Source organism: Haloferax sp. DFSO52 (genome assembly GCF_048158745.1).
Classification (GTDB): Archaea; Halobacteriota; Halobacteria; order Halobacteriales; family Haloferacaceae; genus Haloferax.
In genome coordinates this window covers 1683788-1710279 of record NZ_JBLOPB010000001.1, presented here as the reverse complement: position 1 = coordinate 1710279, position 26492 = coordinate 1683788, and the positions used below count along the sequence as shown (strand labels likewise).

Genomic DNA, 26492 nt, shown 5'->3' with positions numbered 1-26492 from the left:
GACGGCCCCGTTAGGACGCGTTTTCTATCTTCTCCAGCGCCTCTGGATTCTCGATACTACTCATGTCGCCGAGTTCCTCGCCGGCGTAGATTGCGGAGATGGCACGGCGGATAATCTTCCCCGACTGCGTCTTCGGGAACTCGTCGACGAAGAGAACCTCGCGAGGACGGAACGGCTTGCCCAGTTCGTCGCCGACGACGCCGCGGAGTTCCTCGCGCAGGTCGTCGCTCGCGTCGACATCGTCTTCGAGAACGACGTACGCGACCACGGCAGTCCCCGTAGTGTCGTCGGGGACGCCGACGGCGGCGGCCTGGTTGACGGCGGCGTGTTCGATGAGTGCACCTTCGACTTCTGCGGGACCGACCTTTCGGCCAGCCACGTTGAGAGCGTCGTCTGCACGGCCATGGAGGAACCAGAACCCGTCTTCGTCTTTCTGTGCCCAGTCGCCGTGGTCCCACAGGTCGTCCCACGACGACCAGTAGGTGTCGAGATAGCGTTCGTCGCCGTCCCAGAGACTCTTGGTCATCGACGGACAGGAGTCGCGAGCGACGAGGAAACCACGTTCGTGGGTGTCGGCGATGGACTCACCGGCGGAATCGACGATGTCGATGTCCATCCCGAGCCCCGGCCCACCGAGTGAACACGGCTTGAGCGGTTGGGTCGGCATCGGCATGAGGAAGCACCCGCAGATTTCGGTGCCGCCGGAGATGTTGATGATGGGTGCGGTGCCGCCGCCGACGTTCTCGTAGAACCACATCCACGACTCGGGGTCCCACGGTTCGCCGGTCGACCCGAGCAAGCGCAGACTCGACAGGTCGTGTTTCTCCACCGGTTCGTCGCCGTACTTTCTGAGCGCGCGAATTGCCGTTGGAGAGATGCCAAAGGTGGTCAGCCGGTGGCGCTCTATCATATCCCAGAACCGGTCGGGTTCGGGGTAGTCGGGTGCGCCTTCGTACATGAAGATGGTGCCGGAGAACGTGTGGTTCCCGATGAGCGTCCACGGACCCATCATCCACCCGATGTCCGACACCCAGAAGAAGCGGTCGCTCGGCTTTTGGTCGAACCCGAAGTGAATCTCTTTGGCCGTCTGCATCAACACGCCCGCGTGCGTGTGGACGATTCCTTTCGGCTTGCCCGTCGTCCCCGACGAGTACAGGAGCATGGACTCGGTGTCCGACGGGAGGTGTTTCGTCTCGTACTCGCTTTCGGCCTCGTCGACGGTGTCGGCCCACCACTCGTCGCGCTCGTCGTTCCACGGGACGCCGTTGGCGTCCGCTTCCTCTTCGTCACTATCGTCGAATCGTTGATAGACGACGGTGTGTTCGACACAGCCTGCTTCCTCGATAGCCTCGTCGGCGGTCGGCTTTAGATGGATTTCAGACCCGCGGCGGTAGAAGCCATCGGCGGTAAACAGGACAGAACACGCTGGGTCTTCGAGCCGGGTCGCCGTGGCATCCACGCCGAACCCCGAGAAGATAGGGACGGCGATTGCGCCGACTTTGAAACAGCCATAGAGAATCGAGATAACCTCGGGGACCATCGGCATGTAGAGGCCGACAGTGTCGCCGGTTTCGACGCCGTACGATTCGAGGACGTTGGCGACGCGATTCGCTTCCTGATACAGGTCGTGGTAGGTTCGCTGGACGACCTCGCCGTCTTCACCCTCCCAGATACAGGCGACGCGGTTCCGGTCCGGTGAATCGACCGCAGCGTGACGGTCCAGGACGTTGTGTGCGATGTTGAGTTCGCCGCCCGGATACCAGTTGGAGAACTGGGGGCCGTCGGTGTCGTCTCGAACCTCGTCGTAGTCTTCGTAGAAGTCGATATCGAGGTAGTCGACGAGTTCGTCCCAGAACCACTCGACGCCCGATTCGCCGATTCCCGGTATCTCCGTCGTGGTTCGTTCGATGAGTTCGTCGTAATCATCGATATCGTACTCTCGCATGAAGCGAGTGACGTTGGCGTCCGCGACGAACGCCGGATCCGGTTCGTGTACTACCGTATCGGTGTCGGGCACGTCCATGCGTCGTCGTACCGAGACCGAGACCATGAATCTTTACCGTTCGATGATGTTGATATCTGCGCTCGCTTCGAATCGACCCACCGGGCCGGGGTGTTTTTATCGACACGAGAGGTATACTGTGGTATGTACGTCCGGGATGCCAAGAACAGAGACGAGGCTTGGTTGCTCGACGCGCTCGAAGACGTCGGACTCGACGATGCCGCGTTCCGCTCCCGCGACTACGTCATCGCGCTGGATGAGGAGTCGAACGAGAAGGCTGGCTTCGGCAGATTTCGCGTCCACAAGGGTGACGAGTCGTTCTGCGAGATTACCTGCGTTGGGGTCCTCGAACACTGGCGTGGACAGGGCGTCGGTGCACACGTCATCGAACGAGTCGTCGACCGAGCGGTTGCCGAAGGGTACGACACCGTCTACAGCTTTTCGTCCGCCTACAGATACTGTGTTCAGTTCGGGTTCGACGCCATCGACGCGTCCGCCCTCCCAGACACCGTTCGCAGCCGATTCGAGCAAGTCAAATCGAAGGACGCTGATGCGATAGCAGTCAGACTCGACGCCGAGGAGTTCACCATGCCGGAGAGACTTCGAGACCGCTTCAAGGTGGCTTCGCCGAAATCTGGCGACGAGGAAGCAGAACCAGAACTCACGGCAGAAGATTTCGGCTTCGACGAGGAGACACCGACGAAGTACTCGACGAATCTGCGACGCTGAGTATCTCGCCTCAGGTCCGGCCTTCGAGAAAGTCCGTGCTGAAGACGATCCACGTCAGCACGCTACAGAAGAGAATCGGCGGGAGGATAGCGAATCCCCAGAGCGGTTCGAGTCCCTGCATCAAGATGAGGACCACGTCGGCGAGTCCGAGGGCGAGAAACGGAGCAGTCGCCAACGCAGCGCGTTTTCGATTTTTCGACCCCTCTTCTTCCGGAAGCGGTCCGGGCGTAGGCTCACCGGCCGAAGACTCACTGGCCGAAGACGACGTGGATGTCGACGAGGGCGCGTCCATGGTCATCTCTCCGCCCCCGACGAGCAAAAACGGTCCGCCTTTCGCTCGACACTCGCTCAGGCGTCTTCGAGGCGAGACGCGAACTCCACGAGGCCGAACAACACTGCGAGGACGACTGCAGAGACGACCATACCGTAGATACTGAATGCGACGGGCGATGTCGGCACCGAGAGGACGCCGAACAGCGTTACTTCGGCAGCGACCTGGCCGCCGTTTTCTCCGATGAATACGCCGAGAATTCCCGAGATAATCACCACGCTCGCGCCGACGAGCAAGAGGATGTCTCGGCCGCCAAACCGTTCGTTCACGCCGCCCGCTTAGGACTGGATGGTATAGTCGTTTGCGGCGCGCGCCGAGCAACTGCCAGCCTCGCCGACTCGACTCCTGACGGGTGCTCGAGAGACGAACGAACTAAGCAATCTCGCACGAACGTTCGCCACACGATGCCCCAACCGCTCGTCGAGCGCGCCCGCGAAGTGCTCGAAAACGCCTACGTGCCGTACTCTGAGTACACCGTCGGTGCTGCCCTCAGAACGGCCGATGGCACAGTCTACGTCGGATGCAACATCGAGAACGCCAACTACTCGAACAGCCTCCACGCCGAAGAAGTCGCCATCGCGGAGGCGGTCAAGAACGGACACACCGAGTTCGACCGAGTCGTCGTCACGTCGGGTGCTCGCGACGGTGTCACGCCGTGCGGGATGTGCCGACAGACGCTCGCGGAGTTTGCAGACGAGGACCTCGAAATCGTGTGTGACCTCGGTGGCGACGACGTGGCTGAATACACCCTCGGTGAACTCTTGCCGAACACCATCTCGCTGGACACGCTCGAAGCGGCAGCAGAAAAACGCGCCCGCGACGAGTAACGTGCCGTCGTCTGCCGACACGCGTCGCTGTTCACTGGCGCTCGCAGTACTGGTCGTTCTCTCTGGATGTGCTGGGTTCTCTCCCGCACCACCGATTGCGGAGAGCGCCGCCCTCGATTCGTCGGCCGACGTCGTCCGCGGTCACACCACGTCGAACGTCTCTGCAGTCTCTCCTCCATCGTCGGATATCGAGTCACGCCCCGCACGCAACCCGTGGAATCACACGCCAATCGTCGTCGCAATCGACGCACCTGATGATAATCGAACGTACGGACCACTCGTCACGTCGGCACTCGAGCACTGGCGTTCGAACGCTTCAGGACGGGGTGAGAACGCGAATTCTCCCGCGTACGACCCGGCGTTCGTCGTCGTTCCTAACGCGTCCGATCCGGACGTTCGCGTCTCGGTTGTCGATTCTATCGAGTCGTGTGGCGCGTACGACGGCCCCGATGCTGTCGGGTGCGCACCCGTCTTGGATGCGACGAGTATCGTCGACGCCCCCGTCCCAGTCGTCGTCGCCGCTGGATACGACAACGCGACGACTGTCGCTGTACTCACCCACGAGTTTGGCCATCTCCTCGGATACACCCACGACGATGTCGTGTCGCATCCTGCGATGACGACACGTCTCGACACGACTCGCCTGCCCGTCGCGAATGCGTCTACGCGGTCGGTTCCGTTCCGTGACGAGACGCTCTCCGTCTACGTGGACCTCTCGAACGTCTCCGACGCCGAGCGTGAGGCATACGACGCCGAACTCGACCACGCGTTTCGGTACTACGAGTCGGGCGCAGACGGGTCCGTCCCCGAAGCTATCGAACTCACTCGCGTGTCGAATCGGTCTCGTGCTCAGGTGGTCGTCCGTGTCGTCACCTTCGATGAGGGGCCGTCAGGCGTCCGCTGGCGGAGAACTGGCGAGTCGGTGGACGACGACCCGGCGTACGAGTGGTACACTGGCGGGACCATCCTCGTCGATACTCGACTCGGCCCGTCGCTGGTCGATTGGTACGTCGGTGCCGGAGTCGGGTATCTTCTCGGCGCTAACGAGCGCGCCGAGTTACCACCGCCCTTCCGCGATAACGACCTCACCGACGAGCCATCGTGGCGGGGCGTGGCGAACGGGACGGTCTGAACTAACGACTACAGTTTCGAAGAACGCAAGAATTTCCACTGTCCCCCGGGGAGTAGATGTATGAACGATAGTGAGGACCCGAACGCGGAGGTCCAGTATCATCTCGAAGTCGCGCCCGAGGACCTCGCAGATGCGGTGTTGCTCCCCGGGAACCCCGAGCGCGTCGATAAAATAACCGCGCTCTGGGACGACCACGAAGAGAAAGCGTACCACCGCGAGTACCGCACCGCCACGGGAACGTACGACGAGACGCCGATTTCTGTCACTTCGACGGGTATCGGCAGTCCATCGGCGGCAATCGCCGTCGAAGAACTCGCCCGGGTCGGCGTCGAGACGTTCATCCGCGTCGGGTCGTGTGGTGCCATCCAACCCGAGATGGACGTCGGTGACCTCGTCATCACGTCGGGTGCGGTCCGTCAGGAAGGGACGTCCAAAGAGTACGTCCGCGAAGATTACCCCGCAGTTGCAGACCAGGAAGTCGTCTCAGCACTCGTCGCCGCTGCCGAGCGACTCGGCTACGACTATCACGTCGGCCTCACGATGAGTGCAGACTCGTTTTACGCTGGACAGGGTCGCCCCGGATTCGACGAGTTCCACGCAGCAGGCGCCGACTCACTCGTCGAAGAACTCCAGAACGTGAACGTCAAGAACATCGAGATGGAGGCGTCAGCGCTGCTGACGATTGCGAATATCTACGGCTTGCGCGCTGGCGCAGTCTGTTCTGTGTACGCGAATCGCGTCACCGGCGAGTTCCGCACCGAAGGTGAATCTCGTGCGGCCGAAGTTGCGAGTCTGGCAGTCCACCTCCTCGCGAAGATGGACGAAGTCAAACAGAAGGCTGGCGTCGACCACTGGCACGCCGGCCTGCGTATCGAATAATCCGACAACCGTCGAACCCGAATTTCGACGCGTTGGCACGTATAGCCCCACGATAGACAGGTTTCGGGAGACGGTTTCAAAGCCCCTTTATCCAATGACTGCAGAGACGACGACATGAGCACGCAGGTCGTCGTCCTTGGTTCGGGTTACGCCGGGGCCGGCGCAGTAAAACGCCTCGAAACGGAACTCGGCTACGACGCAGAACTGACGTGGGTTGCAGAGAACGATTACCACCTCGTCCTCCACGAGGTCCACCGATGTATCCGCGACCCGAGTGTCGAATCGAGCATCGCGATTCCCATCGACGACGTCAAATCTTCTTCGACGAACTTCGTCAAGGGTCGCGCGACGAATGTCAACGTCGACGAGCGCGTCGTCGAACTCGAAGGCGGCGACACGGTCGACTACGACTACCTCCTCGTTGCCATCGGCTCTTCGACGGCATTCTTCGGTATCGACGGACTCGAAGAGTTCGCACACCAACTGAAAGGACTCGACGATGCGCGCGAGATTCACCAGGACATCAAACAGGCCGCCACGGACGCCTCCCGTGACGAGCCTGCACAGGTCGTCATCGGTGGTGCCGGCCTCTCCGGTATCCAGTCGGCCGCCGAAGTCGCAGAGTACCGCGACCTGAACCGCGCGCCTATCGACATCAAACTCGTCGAAGGGATGGACGAAATCTTCCCCGGCAACGACCCAGAGCTGCAGGGTGCGCTCCGTCGCCGTCTCGAAGACCTCGATATCGACATCCTGACTGGCGAGTTCATCTCGAAAGTCGACGAAGAGACGGTCTACGTCGGCGGTGGCGAAGACGAAGACCCCGAAGAAGTCGCCTACGACGTGCTGGTCTGGACCGGCGGTATCACTGGCCAGCCAGAAGCGCAGGAACTCGAACTCGAACAGGACGAACGCTCCCACCGGTTCTTCGCCGAAGACGACTTCCAGACGAGTGACGAGCGCGTCTTCGCTGTCGGTGACTGTGCACTCGTCGAACAGGGGCCAGACAACGTCGCCCCGCCGACGGCACAGGCCGCATGGGACGCTGCTGACGTCGCCGGTGGAAACGTCGCACGCGCAATCGAAGGCCGACCCCTCGAACGCTGGTCGTTCACTGACAAAGGGACGGTCATCTCTATCGGTGAAGATGCAGTCGCTCACGGCGTCAAGTTCCCCGTCGTCGGCGAGTTCCCAATCAACGTCTTTGGCGGGCCGCTCGCCAAGGCGCTGAAGAAAGGCATCGCCGCCAACTGGATTGCCGACGTGACCGGCGTCAGTCGCGCATACAACGCCTGGAGCGACCTGTAGACGAATCGAAGGCGACTCAAAAAGTCGCTCGCAGGCCATCAAAAACCACCGCTCGATTCTCTCTATTCTCGCCTTCTATCGAGACACCTCCACGTGCGTGTTTTGGCACGGCGCTGACTGCAGGTCGAGAAGCCAGTCAACAGAGAAAAGAAAAGGCCAGTGACGAACTCAGTGCGACGGTTCGCCGACAGGAGCTTCCATATCGTCGATACGGAGGATGAGGATGTTGCTCGTGTCGTCTTTCCCGTCGAGCGTCCCGTCGATAACGAGTCGGGAAAGCGGCGTCGGACCGACGCGAATCTTGTCGCCTTCGTGGAAGTTGCGAACCGACCCCTGGACATGAATCTCGGCACGACAGAGTTCAGGGTGGTGGACGCTCGAAAGGTCGATCTCGTCCACGTTGACGCCCTCGACTCGCTCGTCGTTGTGGAACAGCGGCACGGTCGCCGGTTCGTCCATCTTCTCGACGTCGAGTGCCTCGTAGGCGTTCGCAGTCGGCTTGTAGCCACCTTTTGGCCCAGGTACACCTTCGACGAGTTGGAGCGCCTTCAGGCTCTGCATCTGGTTGCGAATGGTTCCGGGGTTCCGGTTTACTTCCTCTGCGATATCTTCACCTTTGACCGCATCTTCGGATTCTCGGTAAAGATTGATGAGTGCAGTAAGGATTGTTTTCTGACTCGAAGTCAGCTCGATTGATGACATGGAGAGTGGTTCGCCACATACGTCCTTAAATCCGATGGATGACTGGCCGAATATTCCATTCGTCAACTTTGGAACGAACACCTATCCGAGAACGGACCCAGAAATCAACCGGGACATCCGAAGGCGATAGCACTTTAGGCCGTTCGACAGTTCGTTCGAATATGAACGGAAAACGAGTCCTCGTCACTGGCGGTGCTGGATTCATCGGTTCCAACCTCGCCAACTCGCTGGCCGAAGACAACGATGTCGTCGCGATTGACGACCTGTATCTGGGGACGCCCGAGAACCTCGACGCCTCGGTCGAGTTCCACGATGTGAGCGTCCTCGACGACGACCTACCGACCGCCGGGGTTGATGTCGTCTTCCATCTCGCAGCCCTCTCGTCGTACACGATGCACGAAGAGAACCCGGCCCGCGGTGCGCGAGTCAACGTCGAAGGGTTCGTCAACACCGTCGAACAGGCACGAAACGATGGGTGCGACACCGTCGTCTACGCCTCTACGTCGTCGATTTACGGGTCTCGAACCGAACCATCGCCGGAGGATATGCCCGTCGAGGCGAGAACCGGATACGAAGCGTCGAAACTGGCCCGAGAACGCTACGCCGAATACTTCCACCACCACTACGATATGACGCTCGCAGGGCTGCGATTCTTCTCTGTCTATCAGGGGTTCGGTGGCGCAGAAGAGCACAAAGGCGAATACGCGAACACGGTCGCACAGTTCGCCGACAAAATCGCCAACGGCGAACGTCCCGAACTCTTCGGTGATGGCTCGCAAACCCGTGACTTCACCCACGTCGACGACATCGTCCGCGGTCTCGAACTCGCTGCGGACCACCGACTGCAAGGAATCTACAACCTCGGAACGGGGGAGAGCTACTCGTTCAACGAGATGGTCTCGATGATAAACGAGACGCTCGGAACCGAACTGGAACCGAAGTACATCGAGAACCCACTCGACGTGTACGTCCACGACACGATGGCTGACTCGACGAAAATTCGAGACGCGACCGGCTGGGAACCAGAAATTTCGTTCGAAGAGGGCGTCCGTCGCGTCTGCGAACCGTATCTCTCCGACTAGTTTCACAGACTAGCGGGCCGTCTACAGCGACGTCTCCGCTTCCGTTCTCGGTGACTCCGACCGACTTCGTTCTTCGAAATCGACGTTCACCGTGACGGATTCGTCAGTTTCGTCCCGAATCGCCGACCGGAGTCGGGATGCTAGTTCTGGATACCGCTGGTCGACCGGGTGCTGCACAGCAACTGTCACCTCGCGTGGCGTTTCAGCGAGCCCAGCAGTGCTGAAATCGACGCGAACCGACACGAGTTCGAGTGAGTCGTACGTCGGGTCTTCGAGAACTGTCTCGACAGCACCAGTCGTTTGGTTTTCGAAGACGATGTGCGCGGCCAGAAGCGACCCAGGTCCGAGGATTGTGAGGCCCAGAACCACGATGCTGAGCACCATCGTTCGACTTCCCAAGAGCGTTCGCAACCGCGTTCTCGTCGTCGATGTCGAGTCCCAGTCCGATGGCCGATATCCGAGAACCCACAGCGAGAGCGCGCCAGAGAAGACGATTCCTGCCACGTTGACCGCGAGCAGGACGAATGCCCCAACTGTCACTGTCGGAATCCCCCACGCGAGGCCGATACCGACTGCGGCAGCGGCGGGAACAGTCGCCGCGGCGACGGCGACGCCGACGATAGAGACGGGGAGTTCCGTCGCAAGTCCAATACCTCCAGCAGCACCCGCACAGAGTGCGACGAGCACCGTCAGCAGTCCCGGCGAGGTCCGACTCGCTATCTGCTGGACCGTCGTGACGTTCAACGCCGATGGAACGAACTGTGCGGACTTGAGTCCCCAGCCGAGGGCTGCAGCAGCGACGATTGCGAGTGTCAGTCCGAGGACTGTCGAGCGAAGGCCATCGGTGAACATCGTCCGATTATCGAGGACTGCGCCGACGCTCCCAGTCAATGCCGCACCGACTTGCGGAGCGATGACCATCGACCCGACGACGAGCGCGGGCGAGTCGAGTAACAGCCCTGCAGTGGCGACGAGTGCGCTGAGTATCGTCATCGTGTAGTACGTGGCTGGTTGGGGATTGAGCCCGTGCGCTTTCGTCTGAATCTCCTCGTTCGAGACGCGTTCAGCCTCTGCGCCCCCTTCGACGAATCGCTCGACGAGCACGTCGTAGTGCGGTGTGTTCGCTGATTCGGCGTTTCCGATGACGAGATGTTCTTCTTCGAAGCCAGTCTCAGACAGCATCTCTCTGACTCGATCGACGGCCTCAGTTGGAATCGGAAAGGCAACGAGATACGCCCGGTCATCGGGGTCGTGACTCCCATCTGAGCTAGAACTAGGGTCCGAGGTGTCGTCGTGAACCGGGAGGACCACCGGGTCGATGTCCTCGGCCCGAAGGACATCGAGAACCGCATCGAGGTTGCGCTGCTCGACGCGTACCTGGAGATAGCGCATAGGATGTGATACGACGCCCGCTCGCAAAAATCGCGGTGGCGACGAAGTCGGTACAGCCGGCGTCACTCCACTGTCGAACTCGCCGCAGAGAGTCATTTTCCGATGCCACTAAACGCCCCCACTGAGTTGTGCTACTATGGAACGAAACGTGAGAATTCTCGGCGCACCGACTGACTACGGTGCGAATCGGCGTGGCGTGGACATGGGCCCGTCTGCCATCCGATACGGTGGACTCACAGCCCAACTCGAAGCTGCTGGTGCGACGGTAACGGATGCAGGAGACCTGACTGTCCCGCACCACGCGACGCGTGACGCCGACGCCGGTGCGGATAACGCGAAGCACATCCAGGAGGTCGAAGAAGTCTGCACCTCGCTCGCCAACGCCGTTGCGGATGCACTCGCTGAGGGGACGACACCGCTCGCCCTCGGCGGTGACCACTCTATCGCTATCGGGTCGATGGTCGGAAGCGCCCGCGACGCCGACATCGGCGTCATCTGGTTCGACGCTCACGGCGACTTCAACACGCCCAGCACCTCCCCGTCTGGAAACGTTCACGGAATGCCGCTCGCCGCAGCACTCGGCGTCGGCGACTTCGAGGGTGTCGAGTGGGCGAACGCCGACGGCCTGAGCGAAGAAAACGTCGCTATCGTCGGCCTCCGCGACGTCGACGACAACGAGACGGCCGCGATTCACGACAGCGACGTCACCGCGTACACGATGTCTGAGATCGACGAATACGGTATCACCGAGATCACGAAGGACGCACTCGACGTGGTAACGAGCGGAACCGACGGCTTCCACGTCAGCCTCGACCTCGACTGGTTGGACCCCCGAGAAGCACCCGGTGTCGGGACGCCCGTCCGTGGCGGGGCGACGTATCGTGAAGCACACGCAGCGATGGAACTTGTCGCAGCCTCTGGTGAGATGCGCTCGATGGAACTCGTCGAGGTCAATCCTGTCCTCGACGAGCACAACGAGACGGCAGCGCTCGCAACTGAACTCGCCGCAAGCGCATTCGGGAAGCGGATCCTCTGATGGCAGTTCCCAGAGACGCCCCCGCACCGCACGACCTGGCCGCCGGAGTCGTCGTGCTCCGCGACGAGTCGATTCTCGCGGTGTACGAGAAAGGCCGGTGGGGACTCCCGAAAGGCGGGTCTGAACCCGGGGAGTTCTTCTTCGAGACTGCCGCCCGCGAGGCTGGCGAGGAGACTGGCCTCAACGTCGAGATTCAGTCGCTCGCGTTCACGACGGAGATTCGCGCTCCTGATGGTCGGATCTACCTCCAGCGATTCTACCACGGAACTGCGAACGATGGCGTCGAACCCCATCCGCTCGACCCAAACGACGAGATAGAAGAAGCCACGTTCCTCCCACTTTCAGAACTCGGGACGACGCTCACGTACCGTCCCCGAGTCGAACCCCTCCGCGAGTGGCTGCGTGACCGCAAACCGCGACACTACACGTACGACCTGACCAACGAACCGTCACACGTCGACGAATAACGTCGAAAACGGCGTCTTTCTCTCTCAGTGTCGGAGTCGGTGCCACGCGAGTTTGGGGAGCGCACGCACGAAATCGGCGGCGCTCCCGTCACCGGCACGACCGAATGCACGCCGTGCTCCTCGGAGGACCGCTGGCGAGGGCAAAAAGAAGTTGTTCGTCACGTCTTCGTGTTCGGTTGCCGCACCGTCCCCACCGGCGTCGAGCAGTGCGTCGATAGCGTCGTCGAGTGCACCGGCGTGGAGCCAATCTGCACGATAGGCGACGATGCCGTCTGTTCCGACGAGGTGGACCGAGTTCGGCATCGCGTCGAACGCGCGGTGGACGCTCCCCTGAACGTCGTCGACGAGTACCGTTCGGTTCTCGAGGTGGGGTGCGACGTCGTTCGCCAGTTCACGCTTGTCAGTTATCGAGTTGTGAGGCCCAACCCGAGCACCCGGATGGGCTTCACGAACGTAGACGAGACAGAAATTAACCGACTCACCGTATTTCGCTGCGAGTCGATTCACCCGGTCGATGTTCGCCTGAAACAGTGGACAGGAGACACTTCCGAACTCGATGACTGCCGGCGAGTCGCTCCAGCAGTCGTCGAGTTTCACGGTGTCGCCGTCGAGCGTCTCGACGAAGTGCGTCGAGACGGAGTCTCCCGCCCTAACCCCGGGGGTTCGTGTCCCGTCGAAGTAGTGCTCCACCCGAAAGTGTCGGTAGTTGTATGGCTCTTTGGAGCGCATCGGCCAAAACTACGAGAGTGGGAACGGTTAGCTGTTCGCCCGAGTAGTGACAAAAATCAGTTATAAAGAAGACGGAACAGTGACGGAGTGGGCGTTATTCGTCTGCTTCGTCTGCTTCGTCAGAGTCGTCTACGTCCACGACTTCGCCATCGTCGAGTGCGCCCGATTCGTCAGCGTCAGATACCGCTTCGTCGTCCAACTCTTCGTCTTCGGTGGTCATCGCCGGCGGAATCACGTCGACAGAGGCGACGGAGTCACCAGCGTCGAGGTCCATGACGATGACGCCCATCGTGTTGCGGCCGACCGTCGAGATGTCTTCGACGGGTGTCCGAACGATTTGGCCGTCGTCGGACATGACGACGAGGTGGTCGCCCTCGCCGACGGTGTTGATGGCACAGACTGGGCCGTTTCGCTCGTTCGTCTTGATGTCGATGAGACCCTTTCCGTTACGCGACTGTGGGCGGTACTTGTCGAGGTCGGTCCGCTTGCCGTAGCCGTTGTCGGTGACGGTCAGAATCCAGCTGTGGTGGTCTTCGTCGATGGCGGCGACACCGGCGACGAGGTCGTCGCCAGTGAGTTTGATGCCGCGGACACCACGGGCCGAGCGACCCATCGCCCGGACCTCGTCTTCGTCGAAGCGGATGGACATCCCCTGTTCGGTGCCGATGACCAGGTCGTGTGCACCGTGGGTGACTTCCACGTCCACGAGTTGGTCGCCGTCGTCGAGTTTGGTGGCGATGATACCCGTCGAGAGGATGTTCTGGAAGCGGTCCATGCTGGTGCGTTTGATGTACCCCTTCTGGGTCACCATCGTCAGGTAGCCTTCGACTTCCTCTAAGTCGTCGCAGTTGACGACGGCGGTAATCTCTTCGCCCTCGTCGAAGTCGAGGAGGTTGACTGCGGACTTCCCGCGGGCCGTCCGCGACATCTCCGGCACCTGGTAGGTCTTGAGCTGATAGACCTGTCCGTGGTTGGTGAAACACAACAGGTCGTCGTGGGTGTTGGCGACGAACACCGACGACACCCTGTCGCCTTCTTTCAGGTCCGTGCCGATGATGCCTTTCCCACCGCGGTGCTGGGCGCGGAAGCGGGAGACGGGCATGCGCTTGATGTAGTCGTCTTCGCTGACGACGACGACCACGTCCTCTTCGGGGATGAGGTCTGCACGCGTGACTTCGCCGGTGTTGGCGACGAACGACGTCCGCCGTTCGTCGGCGTACTCCTCTTTGATGTCGAGCAGTTCGGACTCGATGACTGCGTCGAGTTCGTCGGCGTCTCCGAGGATGGTTTCGAGGCGCTCGATGGTCGCTTGCACGTCCTCGTACTCGTCTTCGATTTCGGCCGCTTCCATCGAGGTGAGCGAACCGAGTTGCATCGAGACGATGTGGTTGGCCTGGTCTTCGGAGAAGTCGAACGCCTGGAGCGGTTCGCCGTCGACTTCGACGACAACCTCGCCGCGGAGGGCGGCCTTCGCGTCGTCTCGACTCTCGGAGTTCCGGATGGTCTCGACCACGTCGTCGATGTTGTCGAGTGCTTTCAGACGGCCTTCGAGGATGTGTGCTCGGTCTTCGGCCTCGGAGAGTTCGTACTCGGAGCGCCGTCGAACCACGTCGCGGCGGTGGTCGAGATAGTGCTGGAGCGTCTCCTTGAGGGTGAGAACCCGGGGTTGACCGTCCACGAGGGCGAGGTTGATGACGCCGAACGTGGATTCGAGGTGGTTGTCGAGCAGCTGGTTCTTGACGACTTCGGCAATCGCACCGCGCTTGAGTTCGATGACGACGCGGATGCCGTCTCGGTCGGACTCGTCGCGAATGTCGCGGATACCCTCGATTTTCCCGGCGTTGACGTCGTCGGCGATGCGCTCGATGAGGCGGGCCTTGTTCTCCTGATACGGGAGTTCGTTGATGATGATGCGGCCTTCTTCCTCTTCGACGGTGTAGTCGGCGCGGACACGAACGCGTCCGCGACCCGTCTTGTACGCCTTGTGGACCGCGTTGCGGCCGACGATGTTGGCACCAGTCGGGAAGTCGGGACCCTTGACGTGTTCCATCAGGTCGGCGACGGTGGCGTCGGGGTCTTCGATGAGTTCGACGGTCGCGTCGATGACCTCACCGAGATTGTGTGGCGGGATGTTCGTCGACATCCCGACGGCGATCCCGGACGACCCGTTGACGAGCAGGTTCGGGAACGACGATGGGAGGACAATCGGTTCCTGTTTGCGGTCGTCGTAGTTCGACTGGAAGTCGACGGTGTCTTTGTCGATATCGGCGAGGAGTTCCTCGGCGATGGGGGACATCCGCGCTTCCGTGTATCGCATCGCTGCCGGTGGGTCGCCGTCGACAGACCCGAAGTTCCCCTGTCCGTCGACGAGGGGATAACGCATGGAGAAGTCCTGCGCCATCCGTGCGAGCGTGTCGTAAATGGCGGAGTCACCGTGTGGGTGGTAGTCACCCATCGTCTCACCGACGATGGACGAAGACTTCCGGTGTGAGGAGTTGGAGGTGACGCCCGCCTGGTGCATCGCATAGAGGATGCGTCGGTGGACGGGTTTCAGGCCGTCGCGGACGTCTGGGAGCGCACGACCCGCGATGACCGACATCGCGTAGTCGATGTACGACTGTTCCATCTCGTCTTCGATGCGAGCGTTTCTAATCTCCGCCGCGATGCCCGCGCCGGGTTCGAAGGAATCAGGTGCGTCAGAACTCATATTAGATGTCTACCCACTCGGCTTCAGTCGCGTGTTCTTTGATGAACTGCTTTCGCGGTTCCACGGCGTCGCCCATGAGGATGTTGAACATCCGGTCTGCCGCGGCGGCGTCCTCGATGGTGATGCGCTTGAGAACGCGGTTTTCGGGTTTCATCGTCGTCTCCCACAACTGGTCAGGGTTCATCTCACCGAGACCCTTGAACCGCTGGACCTGCGTGGGGTTCCCGTTACATTTCTCTTCGATGATGCGGTCACGCTCTGTTTCGTTCATCGCGTCGTAGGTGTTGCCACGGTAGCGGACGCGGTAGAGCGGCGGTTGCGCCGCGTAGACGTAGCCTGCTTCGACGAGCGGCCGCATGTGCCGGTAGAGCAGGGTGAGGAGCAGCGTCCGAATGTGTGCCCCGTCGACGTCGGCGTCAGTCATCAGGATGATGCGGTTGTATCGCGCGTCTTCGATGTCGAACTCGTCGCCGATGCCGGCACCGATAGCGGTGATGAGCGCGCGAACTTCGTTGTTCTGGAGGATACGGTCGAGGCGGTGTTTCTCGACGTTCAGAATCTTCCCGCGCAGTGGGAGAATCGCCTGGAACTTGCGGTCACGGCCCTGTTTGGCCGACCCGCCTGCGGAGTCACCCTCGACGACGAACAACTCGGATTCCGCCGGGTCGCGCGTCTGGCAGTCTGCGAGTTTGCCCGGGAGCGCCGTGGATTCGAGCGCAGATTTGCGTCGGGTGAGTTCTTCGGCCTGCTTCGCTGCCTTTCGGGCGCGTGCGGCCTCGACAGCCTTCGAGATGATGGCCTGTGCCACGTCCGGGTTCTCTTCGAAGTAGGTTCCGAGTTTTTCGTGGGTGATGCTCTCGACGATACCCCGGACTTCGGAGTTCCCGAGTTTGGTCTTCGTCTGCCCCTCGAACTGCGGGTCGGGGTGCTTGATGGAGATGACGGCGGTGAGCCCTTCGCGAACGTCTTCGCCGCGGAGGTTCTCGCCGTCGAGGTCCGAGAGCATGCCCTCGGAGTTGGCGTAGTCGTTGACGACACGGGTCAGCGCCGTCTTGAACCCGGTGAGGTGCGTCCCGCCTTCGCGTGTGTTGATGTTGTTGGCGAACGCGTGGACAGACCCTTGTAGTTCGTCCGTCGCTTGCATGGCGATCTCGACGGCGATGCCGTCGGTCTCGTCTTCGTAGTAGATGACGTCGCGGTGAAGCGCGGTCTTCGTCTCGTCCAGATACTCGACGAACTCGCGGATACCACCCTCGAAGAGGAAGGTACTCGACTGCTCGGTGCGCTCGTCGGTGAGCGAGATTTCGACACCGGAGTTGAGGAAGGCGAGTTCGCGCAGACGGTTTTCGAGCGTCTTGAACTCGAACTCGTCTGTCTCGAAGATATCGTCGTCGGGCCAGAAACGGATGACCGTACCCGTGTTTTCGTCGGGTTCGAGGTCACGAACGCGTTCGAACGCGTCGGGGAGCGGTTCCCCGAGTTCGAAGCGGTGACGCCAGAGCGCGCCGTCGCGTTTGACTTCGACTTCCAGTTCCTTCGAGAGCGCGTTGACGACGGAGACACCGACGCCGTGGAGGCCCCCGGAGACCTGGTAGGATTTGTTGTCGAACTTCCCGCCGGCGTGGAGGATTGTCATGATGACCTCCAGGGCAGGTCGGTCGTACTGTTCGTGTGTATCCACCGGGATTCCACGGCCGTTGTCCGAGACGCTCACTGACCCGTCTTCGTGAAGGGTCACTTCGATAGCGTCGCAATACCCCGCGAGTGCTTCGTCGATAGAGTTATCGACGACTTCGTAGACGAGGTGATGGAGTCCGCGAGAATCGGTGGACCCGATGTACATCGCCGGACGCTTCCGAACGGCTTCAAGCCCTTCGAGGACCTGAATTTGTCCGGCCCCGTACTCGTTTTCCTGAGACATCTGAAGTGGCCTAGGATAGCCCATCCCTTAAAGCCTCGCACGCGCGAGCGCGTACTACATACGGTAAAGCCGCTTTGAACGCCAGTGACCGGTCAAATCGTGCAATTTCGAGCGTCGGGGGTGGTCTAGTCGAAGCGTCAGGTGTAGCCACGTCGAGGTGTGTCCAGACGCTCGCGTTCACTTTCACTTCGTTGCCGGAGAGTACTTAACGCGGGAATTGGTAGATGCGGCACAGGAAATGACGTCGTTCCAGTCGACGCTCGGCGAAGACGAGGGGATTGCAGAGGAGTTGGCGAAAGGCCAGCGAGAGATCTCCATCGCCGAGTTCTTCGAAAAGAACAAGCACATGCTGGGCTTCGACAGCGGAGCCCGTGGGTTGGTCACTGCCGTCAAAGAGGCAGTGGACAACGCACTCGACGCAACGGAAGAAGCGGGTATCCAACCCGACATCTACGTTGAAATTAGCGAGGTGCGCGATTACTATCGCCTCGTCATCGAAGACAACGGGCCGGGCATCACCAAAGAACAGGTGCCCAAAGTGTTCGGGAAACTCCTCTACGGCTCTCGGTTCCACGCACGCGAACAGTCCCGTGGTCAGCAGGGTATCGGTATCTCTGCCGCAGTTCTGTACTCTCAGTTGACGAGCGGGAAACCCGCGAAGATTACGAGTCGAACCCAGGGCTCTGCTGACGCCGAGTACTTCGAACTCGTCATCGACACAGACAAGAACGAACCCGAGATTCGAACCTCGAAGACTACGTCGTGGGACCGCCCTCACGGCACCCGCATCGAGTTGGAGATGGAAGCGAACATGCGCGCCCGCCAGCAACTCCACGACTACATCCTTCACACGGCAGTCGTGAACCCGCACGCGCGGTTCGAACTCCGGGAACCCGGCCTCGACGAACCGATGAAGTTCGAGCGGGCGACCGACCAACTACCCGAGCAGACGAGCGAGATTCGCCCGCACCCCCACGGTGTGGAACTCGGGACGCTGTTGAAGATGCTCAGCGCGACGGAGTCGTACTCCGTCTCTGGGTTCCTCCAGGAGGAGTTCACCCGCGTCGGCGCGAAAACCTCCTCGAAGATTATCGACTCCTTCCGCGACCGCCACTTCGGCCGCGAGATGACGTGGAAGACGCCGGCGTCCCACGAGTCGGCCGAACTCGTCGCCGTCGTCGAAGACGCAATCTCCAACAAAGGGAAGGGACCGACCGCCGCGTTCGCGGCGGAACTCGTCGATATCGTCACGGGAAAGGACCGAATCGCCCACAGCGAACTGGTCACTATCGTCGGCAACGTCGCCGAATCCGTCGGTGCAGAGACGGACACCTCCTTCGGTGACACGGTTCAGGAGAACGTCGTCGAAGCAGCCTGGCCCGTTCTCACGGACGACCGCGAGAGCGACATCTACGCCATCGTCGACGACGTGACGACGACGAAGAAGAGCGACGCCGGCAAAGTCTCTATCTCCCGGTCTATCGCGACGCAGTTCGCGGAGACGACGGGGCCGAAAGACCGTGCCTCCCACGGCGACGTGGCCGAATTCGTCGTATGGGCGGCCGAACGAACCAAAGAACGCCAGGACGAGACGTACGGCGAGACGGCACAGGAGAAGATTATCGACGCCATCTGGTCGCGGATGCGGACCGTCCCCGACGACGTTCCCAAAGTCCGTGACATCGCGGGTGACCGCGATATCGCGCGCGACCTCCTCGAAGGCATGCGCGAAGCCGACATCCTCGCACCACCGACCGACTGTCTGTCGCCAATCACGGCAGCCCTCGTCGAAGAAGGACTGAAAAAGGAGTTCGACGCAGACTTCTACGCGGCGGCAACTCGTGACGCCGAAGTCCACGGTGGCGACCCGTTCATCGTCGAAGCGGGCATCGCGTACGGCGGCGAACTCAAATCCGAAGGGAGCATCGACCTCCTGCGGTTCGCGAACCGTGTTCCGCTCGTCTACCAACAGGGCGCGTGTGCGATCACCCACGTCGTCAAGGACATTGGCTGGCGGAACTACGGCCTCGACCAACCGGGCGGAAGCGGGATGCCGAACGGCCCCGCCGTCCTCATGGTCCACGTCGCCTCCACGAACGTCCCCTTCACGAGCGAGTCGAAAGACGCGCTCGCGGACGTTCCGGCGATTCAAGACGAAGTCGAACTCGCGATTCGCGAGGCAGCACGCGAACTCAAATCCTACCTCTCGAAGCGTCGGTCGCTCCAGAAGCGTCGCAAGAAACAGGACGTACTCGGCCGCATCCTCCCGCAGATGGCGACCAAACTCTCGGAGGTCACCGGCCGCGACGAACCCAACATCGAAGGGGCGCTCGCTCGCATCATGAACAACGTGAGCGTCGACCGCGACGTCGAAGACGACACGGTGACGCTGACGGTAAAGAACTACTCTAGCACCATCGAGTCGCCAGATATCACGGAAATCGTGACGGCCGAACCGAGCGGCCTCAACGGTGACGCCACGGTGGTCGACCTAGACGGCGAGTGGTTCGTCAAGTGGAACCCCGAGCTGTCGCCCGGCGACACAGCGACGCTCACGTACACGATTGCAGAGGACGCGTCGTTCGACATCAACGTCGACGGCGTCGAAGCAGAGAAACTCACGGTGAACGCATAATGGCATCCGAATCCAAGACAGCCGAGGAGATCGCCCGCGAACGGCTTATCGACCTCGCAGCGGAGTTCTACGACCAGTTCGACCGGGGAGAGATTCCCGAGATGAAGCTTCCCACGCGGACGAAGAGCAACATCAAATACGACGAAGACTCGCACGTCTGGGTCTACGGCGACCGAACCTCGACACGGTCGGCAAACAGCGTCCGCGGCGCGCGGAAGCTGCTGAAAGCCACGTACACCATCGAATTCCTCGCCCGACAACTGGACGAAGACCGTTCGTCCACCCTTCGTGAACTCTACTACCTCTCTGAGTCGTGGGACGCCCAGGAAGCCCACTTCTCGGACCAGGACGAGTCGAACCAACTCGTCGAAGACCTCGAAATCGTCTCGAACGTCACTCGCGAGGACCTCCACATGCGCCCCGAGGAGTCGGGTGCGACGCTCATGGGTCCGCTGAAGATTCGCGAACAGACGCGCCGTGGCGAACGCGAGATTCACTGCCAGGGTGACGTTGGCGAAGGTGGCTACCAGATTCCGAACAATCCGGACACCATCGACTTCCTCGAACACGACATCGACTTCGTGATGTGTGTCGAGACCGGTGGGATGCGTGACCGCCTCATCGAAAACGGATTCGACGAGGACTACAACGCGCTCATCGTCCACCTGAAGGGCCAACCCGCCCGTGCGACCCGTCGCATCACCAAGCGACTTCACGACGAACTCGACCTGCCCGTCGTGGTCTTTACAGACGGCGACCCGTGGTCGTACCGCATCTTTGGTTCTGTCGCGTACGGGTCTATCAAGTCGGCCCACCTCTCGGAGTATCTCGCGACGCCGGAAGCCCGGTTCGTGGGGATTCAACCGCAGGACATCGTCGATTACGACCTGCCGACCGACCCACTCGCTGACTCGGACATCAACGCACTCCAGTCGGAACTCGAAGACCCGCGCTTCATGACCGACTACTGGGAAGAACAGATCGAACTCCAACTCGACATCGGCAAGAAGGCAGAACAGCAGGCACTCGCGGCCCGTGGTCTGGACTTCGTGACCGACGAGTACCTCCCGACGCGCCTCGACGAGATGGGCGTCATCTAACTGGGAACTCCCTTCTTTCGCTTACGGGTAGAGTCCGTCTCCACGGAACCCGTCGAAATAACGCCTGACGATTCCGTTGAGCGTTCTCGTCTCTGTCGTCGTCAGGTCGTGGCCGACGCCGCTGAACAGCGCCAGCGTCGAGTCGTCGATGCCGTCTTTGAGTTCGCGGAGTCGAGGCTCGGGGAAGAGTTGGTCCGACCCACCTGCGGCGACGAGCGTCGGTGCCGAGATGTCACCGAGAACGTCACGGGCGTCGTGTTGGAGGCACGCAGTACACGAGACGACGACATCTGCGGGGACTGCCGGTCGGAAATCAGTGAACCGCCCGGCGAGTTCGACGAGCAGCGGAGTAACCCGTTGTCCGGACCCCGTATTCGTCTGTCGGAGCGTGTCGGCGAGGACGTCCGTCCACTTTCCTTTTCCTGCCCAGTTTCGCCATTTTGTGACGACGTTCTCGCCGTGGCCTCCAAGGCGAGAGCCTGCTGAAACGAGCACCACGGAGTCGACGTAGTCAGCGTAGTCGGCGGCGAGATACTGCGCGATGAGGCCGCCCATCGACACTCCGATAACGTCGGCGGGCCACAGGTCCTGTTCGTCGATAACCGTGGCGTACGCGGCGGCCATGTCGCGGGTCGAAGAGCCAACGGGGATGTGACGGCGACGGCCGACCACCCACACGTCTCGGTCGGCGAACTCGCGGTAGAGATCCGTGAGCAACAGTGCTGTACTTCGTTTCGGGGCACCGCGTTGGAAGGCGTCGGAGAGGCCGGGGATGACCAGCAGTGGGTCACCGTCGGTGTCGCCGAACCGGTAGTATGGCCGGTGGTCACCGAGCATCCCATAATCGAGGTCCATGCGTCGAAAGACGGGCCGGTGTGGGAAAATCGTTCTGTCAGATTACACCTTCGGAGAGGTCGAGGAGGATAGTTTGTGGACTCGTCTCAGACCTGTTCTGGGTCGTCGAGGACGACAGGGATGCCGCGCCGCGCGACGTCCACGACGAATGCGTCTTCGTCTGCTTCGAGAATCGGAATCGTATTGTAGTGAATCGGCAACACGAGGTCAGGGTCGAGCGTCTCGGCAAGGTCGGCGGCTTCGTGTCGGTCCATCACGACGGTTCCGCCGATGTTGGCGAGGAACAGCGATACTTCGAGGTGTTCGAATCCTTCGAGCGCGTCCGAGTCACCCGGCCAGAAGACGGTTCGGTCACCGATGGAGATGTGGTAGGCACACCCCAGTCCACGAGGGTGCTGCGGTTCGCCGTTCGCTCGAACGTGTGGGCCGTCAGGTTCATTGAACGCGGGGAGCGTCCACACGTCGACCGAACCGACCGTCAGGAAGTCTTCTTCGCCGACGCGAATCGTCTCGTACGGCAGGTCTTCGACCGGTTTCACGTCGCGGTCGATGTTCGCGGCATCGACGCCCTCGAAGGCGACGACGGTGGCGTCTTGGTCGGCAACCCGTTCGATTGCATCCGAGTCGTAGTGGTGGTCGTGAGTGACCAAAATCAAATCGCCGTCGCGGGCGTAGTAGTCGTCGAGGACGCCGTATCGACCGGGGTCGAAGTAGACGACGAAGCCATCGGGCGATTCGATTCGAACTGTCGCGTACCCAAGCCACGAAACTGAGAGACCGTCGTGTTTGATGCTCATGGTCGTCAGGTGGGTCCGCCGGGTGAAAAACGCGACTACTGCGAACCAAAATTGCTCGTTCTGCCCGGTGGTGGAGGACTCGTCTGCCTACTGCGACTCGGCCAATCGCTCCACGCGTTCGAGCGTATCGGCCGTCTCGGCGGTCTTGTCCTCGCGGACCGTGACGAATCGCGGGAACCGAAGTGCGTAACCTGAGGAGTACGTCGGCGACTCCTGAATCTCCTCGTAGCCGACTTCGAAGACGACAGACGGGCGAATGTCGACTTCTTTCCCGGATTCACGCTCGATTTCGGGTTCGAGCAGGTCTGTGAGTTCGACGAGTTGTTCGTCCGTGATTCCCGTTGCGACTTTGCCGATGGTTTCGAACGCACCGGTTTCACCCGACTCATCTTCGATGCGGGCCGAAAGCAGGAATGTTCCGAGGAACTTCGCCCGGCGACCTTCACCCCACTCTGCCCCGGTGACGACGAGGTCTAGCGTCTCCACGTCGGGTTTCCGCTTCAACCAGTTCTTTCCACGGTCACCCGGCGAGTACGGGGCGTCGGGATTTTTGAGCATAATGCCTTCGTGGCCAGCATCGAGCGCGTCCGCTTCGTACGCGGCGATTTCGTCGGCATCGTCGGAGCAAAGTAAGTCAGAGACGGCGTCCGAGTCCGGTCCCAGAACCGACGCCAGACGCTCGTGTCGAACCGTGAGCGGTTCGTTCAACAGGTCGTCGCCGCCGGCGTGGAGGCAGTCGAACGCCCGCAACTCGACGCGAACCTCTTCGCGCATTCGTCCCACGTCGTGTTTTCGTCTGAACCGTCTGAGAATTTCCTGGAACGGGAGTGGGTCGCCTTCGTCGTCCATCGCCACGACTTCGCCGTCCAGAATGACGGGGTCGTCGACCGTTGCTTCGACGAACTCGACGACTTCAGGGAGGGCGTCGGTTACGTCCTCCATGTTGCGCGAGAAGAGCGACACGTCGCCCGATTCGCCGTGGTGAACCTGGACGCGAGCGCCGTCGAACTTCGTCTCGACTGCGACGGTTCCCCACTCGGCGAGCGCGTCGGCAGCGGTGCCGGCCTGTGCGAGCATCGCCTGAACCGGTCGGCCGACTTCGAGACGGACCTCAGCGAGACCCGACTCACCCTCGTCACGGGTGATTTCCGCGACCATCCCGTAGTCGTTCGAGACCTGGAGCGCGCGCGAGACACTCGCAATAGCGTCATCGCGGCGTTCACGTGCGGCCGATTCGGTTTCGGCGTCCACGTCGTCATCGCGGATTGCGGCCGCATCGTCTGGGTCGACGAGGAACGCTTCGGCGATTGCGTCGCGGACGCTCCCTTCGCCGACACCGATGCGCATCTCCGAGAGGACGAGTCGCGCGAGGAATTTGGCTTCCTCCGGGTCGGTCCGGTTGAACAGCCCGTAGAGTACCTTGAGTTTCGTATCTTCGCTTCCCGACCCAGAGGCGGCGGCGAGTGAGCGAAGTTCGGAATCGACTTCTGCGACGGTCAGACCGTCTTGGCCACCGCCCCCGAAGGCGGCGAGCCCACGTTGTCCGCCGAAATCGTAACTCGCGGCCACGGCCCCGATTTCACCGAGTTCTGCGAGTCGGTCTTCGACGTCGTCTGCGGAGACGTTCGGGCCCGCCGCACGAGAAATCGCTTCGTGGCAGAGACGCGGGCCGATATCGAGCGTGGTCGAGTCCCACGCCGGGAAGACGCGCCCCTGGACGAATCGAGCGACCGTCGAGAGGTCGTCACCCGAGTCACGAAACAGGGTAGCGAGGAGCGAGACGACGGCGAGGTCGGCGCTCTCTTCTTCGATCTCGGCGGCGCGGGCGGCGAACTCGGCGAACTGCATCGAGCGTGGATATCCTCGCCCGGGCCAAAAGCGATTCGACAGTCGTCGGTGATGTGATTCGCTGTCGAACGGAGCGAGTGCCGGGACGTTCAAGGGTCTCGACAACCGAACGACGAGTATGAGCGACGACCTCGCAGAGCGCGTCGAAGGCGTGCTCGCGGTCGACGCGGCCGAGTTCGACGCACAGGCGAACGCCGACGCGGAGGTTCTCAAACGCGAACTGCGCGAAGGAACCTTCGACAATCATCAGTCCATCGTCGGACTGGAGTACGAGTTCTACGCCGTCTCAGATGGTCGGTGGTCTGCGAGCGAAGACGACGTCCACGCACTCATGCGAGTCCCACGTCGGATGCTCGGGCTGATGGGCTTCGAGAAGGAACTCGGGTTGCACAACGCCGAGATGACGACGAGCCCGCAACCGCTGAACCCACACGGTCTCCGGGCACAGGAATCAGAAGTTCGCGCGCGTCTCGACGCCGCACTCGACTGCACCGCCGCTGAGGGAATCCGACTCGTTTCGGACGGGATGTGGACGATTCCGCCTGCGGGTGAGACGGCTAGCGAGTACCTCAGTGACTCCATCAGAGACGGGGGCGTCCGCCTCGCGACCAACATGAGCAACTCGGTTCGGTACCACGCGATGGCGAACGGCCCGACTGCGCCGCCGTCGTTCTCGCTGGAGGCACCGCACGTCTCGCTCGAAGCGGACACGGTGATGCCCGAAGCGCTCATCACCTCCATCCAACCGCACTATCAGGTCCCACGCGCGGTCGACCTCCCGCACTTTTTCAACTACGCCCTCCGCGTCGCCGGCCCGCTTCTGGCGCTCGGCGTCAACTCGCCGTTCTTCCCGGCGGACCTCTACGACGACGACGCGACTGCCGAGGAGATACTCGAAGACGGATGGGACGAAAACCGAATCGCCGTCTTCGAGACGGTACTCAACTCAGGCGACCACGAGAAGGTCACGTTCCCCACCGACCTCGACACGGTCGAAGACGCCGTCGAGCGCGTCGTCACGGACTCGACGATGGTTCCGATGTCAGTCGAGACAGGCGACCGATTCGACGACCAGTTCGCCACGCTGCGCCGGAAACACGGTACCTACTGGCGGTGGGTTCGCCCGGTCTTCGACGGCGCGACCCGGTCGTCTGCGAACGCACGAATCGAGTTCCGCCCAATCGCTGGCCAACCGACCGTCCGCGAATCCATCGCGTTTCAGGCGGCCTTCGCAGGGTTGATGGAACGACTCCCACGACAGGACCACCCGGTCATCGACCTCGACTGGTCTGTCGCGGAGGAGAACTTCTACACGGCGATGCGCGAGGGGCCACACGGCGACTTACAGTGGGTCGATATCGACGGCAACGAGGTTACGGGGGCGGAACTCTACGAAGACTTGCTCGTTCACGCCCGCGACGGCCTCAGACTCGCTGGGTGTACCGAAGAAGAGGCGAACTACTACCTCGAACCCCTTCGAAAGCGCGTCGAAACTGGTGTGACGCCCGCCGACTGGAAACGCAACCGAGTTCGGGAGGCGCTCGACGACGGCGCTGACTTCGAGACGGCACTCCACCAGATGCAGCGTGAGTACGTCGAAAAGCAGTCAGAGACACTCCTCGAAGGCGCGTTTGCGGATTGGTTCTGAGACTGCTGGGCCTTCTGGAGTGTATCTACACCGAACGTAACTTCGCACGAACGTACACGGGGAACTCGTGTGAGACAGCCCGCTCGCCCGACGATATGACGGCGGTCACTGTCTTTGGGGCCGACGATTCGAAGTGAGAATACAACACAGAGGGCCACGCGACGTTGTCTACCGGAGGTATCAGTGTCAGTGTCGTCGTGATGAGAAAGCGAGATTGTGCTTCTTCCCACTGAATGTTCCACTGCACAGGTTCATCTGGGTACTCTTCAGCAAGTTCGATTACCTCGTTCCGGAGTGCATCTCCTGCGACCCGGACACTCTGGGAAGACGCCCACGAAGAAAGTGATTCCACGCTTCCCTCGGTC

General features: G+C 61.3%; 22 protein-coding genes. 11 read left to right on the top strand and 11 right to left on the bottom strand.

Annotated features, from left to right (window positions below; all coding sequences use genetic code 11):
* Positions 1-10: 10 nt before the first annotated feature.
* Positions 11-2023 carry an AMP-binding protein gene (locus tag ACK3SC_RS08920; protein WP_416839763.1) on the bottom strand — a complete coding sequence of 671 codons (2013 nt, stop codon included), beginning with the start codon at positions 2021-2023 and terminating at the stop codon, positions 11-13.
* Positions 2024-2146: 123 nt separating this feature from the next.
* Here ACK3SC_RS08920 and ACK3SC_RS08915 point away from each other — a divergent pair, with 123 nt between their 5' ends.
* Positions 2147-2731, top strand: coding sequence for a GNAT family N-acetyltransferase (locus tag ACK3SC_RS08915; RefSeq protein ID WP_416839762.1), 585 nt, complete (start codon positions 2147-2149; stop codon positions 2729-2731).
* A 10-nt stretch (positions 2732-2741) separates the two neighbouring features.
* Here the strand turns inward: ACK3SC_RS08915 and ACK3SC_RS08910 are convergent, their stop codons facing one another.
* Both ACK3SC_RS08910 and ACK3SC_RS08905 read right to left on the bottom strand, forming a co-directional pair.
* Positions 2742-3023 (bottom strand): hypothetical protein, encoded by a 282-nt coding sequence (locus tag ACK3SC_RS08910; protein WP_416839761.1) that lies wholly within the window; start codon positions 3021-3023, stop codon positions 2742-2744.
* A gap of 56 nt (positions 3024-3079) precedes the next feature.
* The gene (locus ACK3SC_RS08905) at positions 3080-3331 is read right to left on the bottom strand and encodes a hypothetical protein (protein ID WP_416839969.1); all 252 of its coding nucleotides are present in this window, start codon (positions 3329-3331) and stop codon (positions 3080-3082) included.
* Between ACK3SC_RS08905 and cdd the strand changes: the two genes are divergently transcribed.
* The 4 genes from cdd (at position 3227) to ACK3SC_RS08885 (ending at position 7208) form a co-directional block, all read left to right on the top strand.
* Entirely contained in the window at positions 3227-3889 is a 663-nt protein-coding gene (gene cdd / locus ACK3SC_RS08900) for a cytidine deaminase (protein ID WP_416839968.1), read from the top strand. The genes ACK3SC_RS08905 and cdd overlap by 105 nt on opposite strands.
* A gap of 1 nt (position 3890) precedes the next feature.
* Positions 3891-5021 carry a hypothetical protein gene (locus ACK3SC_RS08895; RefSeq protein ID WP_416839760.1) on the top strand — a complete coding sequence of 377 codons (1131 nt, stop codon included), beginning with the start codon at positions 3891-3893 and terminating at the stop codon, positions 5019-5021.
* 60 nt (positions 5022-5081) lie between these two features.
* Complete coding sequence (locus ACK3SC_RS08890; protein ID WP_416839759.1) at positions 5082-5900, top strand: nucleoside phosphorylase; 819 nt, start codon at positions 5082-5084, stop codon at positions 5898-5900.
* A 114-nt stretch (positions 5901-6014) separates the two neighbouring features.
* Positions 6015-7208: an NAD(P)/FAD-dependent oxidoreductase gene (locus tag ACK3SC_RS08885; RefSeq protein ID WP_416839758.1), complete on the top strand. Its 1194-nt coding sequence runs from the start codon at positions 6015-6017 to the stop codon at positions 7206-7208.
* 168 nt (positions 7209-7376) lie between these two features.
* Here ACK3SC_RS08885 and ACK3SC_RS08880 read toward each other — a convergent pair whose 3' ends face one another.
* Positions 7377-7910, bottom strand: a complete 534-nt coding sequence (locus tag ACK3SC_RS08880; protein WP_416839757.1) for an Rrf2 family transcriptional regulator — start codon at positions 7908-7910, stop codon at positions 7377-7379.
* Between the two features lie 161 nt (positions 7911-8071).
* Here ACK3SC_RS08880 and ACK3SC_RS08875 point away from each other — a divergent pair, with 161 nt between their 5' ends.
* Positions 8072-8992 carry an NAD-dependent epimerase/dehydratase family protein gene (locus ACK3SC_RS08875; RefSeq protein WP_416839756.1) on the top strand — a complete coding sequence of 307 codons (921 nt, stop codon included), beginning with the start codon at positions 8072-8074 and terminating at the stop codon, positions 8990-8992.
* Positions 8993-9013: 21 nt separating this feature from the next.
* On the opposite strand, the gene ACK3SC_RS08870 is transcribed toward ACK3SC_RS08875, so the two are convergent.
* Positions 9014-10384 carry a TIGR00341 family protein gene (locus tag ACK3SC_RS08870; protein WP_416839755.1) on the bottom strand — a complete coding sequence of 457 codons (1371 nt, stop codon included), beginning with the start codon at positions 10382-10384 and terminating at the stop codon, positions 9014-9016.
* 136 nt (positions 10385-10520) lie between these two features.
* On the opposite strand from ACK3SC_RS08870, the gene rocF reads away from it, so the two are divergent.
* On the top strand, positions 10521-11420 hold the full coding sequence (gene rocF, locus ACK3SC_RS08865) for an arginase (protein WP_416839754.1): 900 nt from the start codon (positions 10521-10523) through the stop codon (positions 11418-11420).
* Positions 11420-11887 (top strand): NUDIX domain-containing protein, encoded by a 468-nt coding sequence (locus ACK3SC_RS08860; RefSeq protein WP_416839753.1) that lies wholly within the window; start codon positions 11420-11422, stop codon positions 11885-11887. Before rocF ends, ACK3SC_RS08860 begins: the two co-directional genes overlap by 1 nt.
* 24 nt (positions 11888-11911) lie before the next feature.
* Here ACK3SC_RS08860 and ACK3SC_RS08855 read toward each other — a convergent pair whose 3' ends face one another.
* The 3 genes from ACK3SC_RS08855 to gyrB all read right to left on the bottom strand — a co-directional run bounded on the left by ACK3SC_RS08855 (position 11912) and on the right by gyrB (position 17244).
* Positions 11912-12616, bottom strand: coding sequence for a deiodinase-like protein (locus tag ACK3SC_RS08855; protein WP_416839752.1), 705 nt, complete (start codon positions 12614-12616; stop codon positions 11912-11914).
* A gap of 94 nt (positions 12617-12710) precedes the next feature.
* Positions 12711-15323, bottom strand: a complete 2613-nt coding sequence (gene gyrA, locus ACK3SC_RS08850) for a DNA gyrase subunit A (RefSeq protein WP_416839751.1) — start codon at positions 15321-15323, stop codon at positions 12711-12713.
* 1 nt (position 15324) lies between these two features.
* A complete protein-coding gene (gyrB, locus tag ACK3SC_RS08845; RefSeq protein ID WP_416839750.1) occupies positions 15325-17244 on the bottom strand; it encodes a DNA topoisomerase (ATP-hydrolyzing) subunit B in 1920 nt (639 codons plus the stop codon).
* 238 nt (positions 17245-17482) lie between these two features.
* Between gyrB and ACK3SC_RS08840 the strand changes: the two genes are divergently transcribed.
* Complete coding sequence (locus ACK3SC_RS08840) at positions 17483-19879, top strand: DNA topoisomerase VI subunit B (protein WP_416839749.1); 2397 nt, start codon at positions 17483-17485, stop codon at positions 19877-19879.
* Complete coding sequence (locus tag ACK3SC_RS08835; protein WP_416839748.1) at positions 19879-20979, top strand: DNA topoisomerase IV subunit A; 1101 nt, start codon at positions 19879-19881, stop codon at positions 20977-20979. Before ACK3SC_RS08840 ends, ACK3SC_RS08835 begins: the two co-directional genes overlap by 1 nt.
* A 21-nt stretch (positions 20980-21000) precedes the next feature.
* Here ACK3SC_RS08835 and ACK3SC_RS08830 read toward each other — a convergent pair whose 3' ends face one another.
* The 3 genes from ACK3SC_RS08830 to ligA all read right to left on the bottom strand — a co-directional run bounded on the left by ACK3SC_RS08830 (position 21001) and on the right by ligA (position 24479).
* Positions 21001-21834 (bottom strand): alpha/beta fold hydrolase, encoded by an 834-nt coding sequence (locus tag ACK3SC_RS08830; RefSeq protein WP_416839747.1) that lies wholly within the window; start codon positions 21832-21834, stop codon positions 21001-21003.
* Positions 21835-21920: 86 nt separating this feature from the next.
* Complete coding sequence (locus tag ACK3SC_RS08825; RefSeq protein ID WP_416839746.1) at positions 21921-22631, bottom strand: MBL fold metallo-hydrolase; 711 nt, start codon at positions 22629-22631, stop codon at positions 21921-21923.
* Positions 22632-22718: 87 nt separating this feature from the next.
* On the bottom strand, positions 22719-24479 hold the full coding sequence (gene ligA, locus ACK3SC_RS08820) for an ATP-dependent DNA ligase LigA (protein ID WP_416839745.1): 1761 nt from the start codon (positions 24477-24479) through the stop codon (positions 22719-22721).
* Between the two features lie 118 nt (positions 24480-24597).
* Between ligA and ACK3SC_RS08815 the strand changes: the two genes are divergently transcribed.
* Positions 24598-26127 (top strand): hypothetical protein, encoded by a 1530-nt coding sequence (locus ACK3SC_RS08815; RefSeq protein ID WP_416839744.1) that lies wholly within the window; start codon positions 24598-24600, stop codon positions 26125-26127.
* Positions 26128-26492 lie beyond the last annotated feature (365 nt).

Coding starts and splice junctions, on each gene's coding strand:
- ACK3SC_RS08835 (WP_416839748.1), top strand. CDS start 19,879: ATGGCATCCGAATCCAAGACAGCCGAGGAGATCGCCCGCGAACGGCTT.
- ACK3SC_RS08915 (WP_416839762.1), top strand. CDS start 2,147: ATGTACGTCCGGGATGCCAAGAACAGAGACGAGGCTTGGTTGCTCGAC.
- ACK3SC_RS08890 (WP_416839759.1), top strand. CDS start 5,082: ATGAACGATAGTGAGGACCCGAACGCGGAGGTCCAGTATCATCTCGAA.
- gyrA (WP_416839751.1), bottom strand. CDS start 15,323: ATGAGTTCTGACGCACCTGATTCCTTCGAACCCGGCGCGGGCATCGCG.
- ACK3SC_RS08855 (WP_416839752.1), bottom strand. CDS start 12,616: ATGCGCTCCAAAGAGCCATACAACTACCGACACTTTCGGGTGGAGCAC.
- ACK3SC_RS08815 (WP_416839744.1), top strand. CDS start 24,598: ATGAGCGACGACCTCGCAGAGCGCGTCGAAGGCGTGCTCGCGGTCGAC.
- ACK3SC_RS08880 (WP_416839757.1), bottom strand. CDS start 7,910: ATGTCATCAATCGAGCTGACTTCGAGTCAGAAAACAATCCTTACTGCA.
- ACK3SC_RS08830 (WP_416839747.1), bottom strand. CDS start 21,834: ATGGACCTCGATTATGGGATGCTCGGTGACCACCGGCCATACTACCGG.
- ACK3SC_RS08885 (WP_416839758.1), top strand. CDS start 6,015: ATGAGCACGCAGGTCGTCGTCCTTGGTTCGGGTTACGCCGGGGCCGGC.
- ACK3SC_RS08860 (WP_416839753.1), top strand. CDS start 11,420: ATGGCAGTTCCCAGAGACGCCCCCGCACCGCACGACCTGGCCGCCGGA.
- ACK3SC_RS08910 (WP_416839761.1), bottom strand. CDS start 3,023: ATGGACGCGCCCTCGTCGACATCCACGTCGTCTTCGGCCAGTGAGTCT.
- ACK3SC_RS08920 (WP_416839763.1), bottom strand. CDS start 2,023: ATGGACGTGCCCGACACCGATACGGTAGTACACGAACCGGATCCGGCG.
- ACK3SC_RS08870 (WP_416839755.1), bottom strand. CDS start 10,384: ATGCGCTATCTCCAGGTACGCGTCGAGCAGCGCAACCTCGATGCGGTT.
- gyrB (WP_416839750.1), bottom strand. CDS start 17,244: ATGTCTCAGGAAAACGAGTACGGGGCCGGACAAATTCAGGTCCTCGAA.
- ACK3SC_RS08875 (WP_416839756.1), top strand. CDS start 8,072: ATGAACGGAAAACGAGTCCTCGTCACTGGCGGTGCTGGATTCATCGGT.
- ACK3SC_RS08825 (WP_416839746.1), bottom strand. CDS start 22,631: ATGAGCATCAAACACGACGGTCTCTCAGTTTCGTGGCTTGGGTACGCG.
- ACK3SC_RS08840 (WP_416839749.1), top strand. CDS start 17,483: ATGACGTCGTTCCAGTCGACGCTCGGCGAAGACGAGGGGATTGCAGAG.
- rocF (WP_416839754.1), top strand. CDS start 10,521: ATGGAACGAAACGTGAGAATTCTCGGCGCACCGACTGACTACGGTGCG.
- ligA (WP_416839745.1), bottom strand. CDS start 24,479: ATGCAGTTCGCCGAGTTCGCCGCCCGCGCCGCCGAGATCGAAGAAGAG.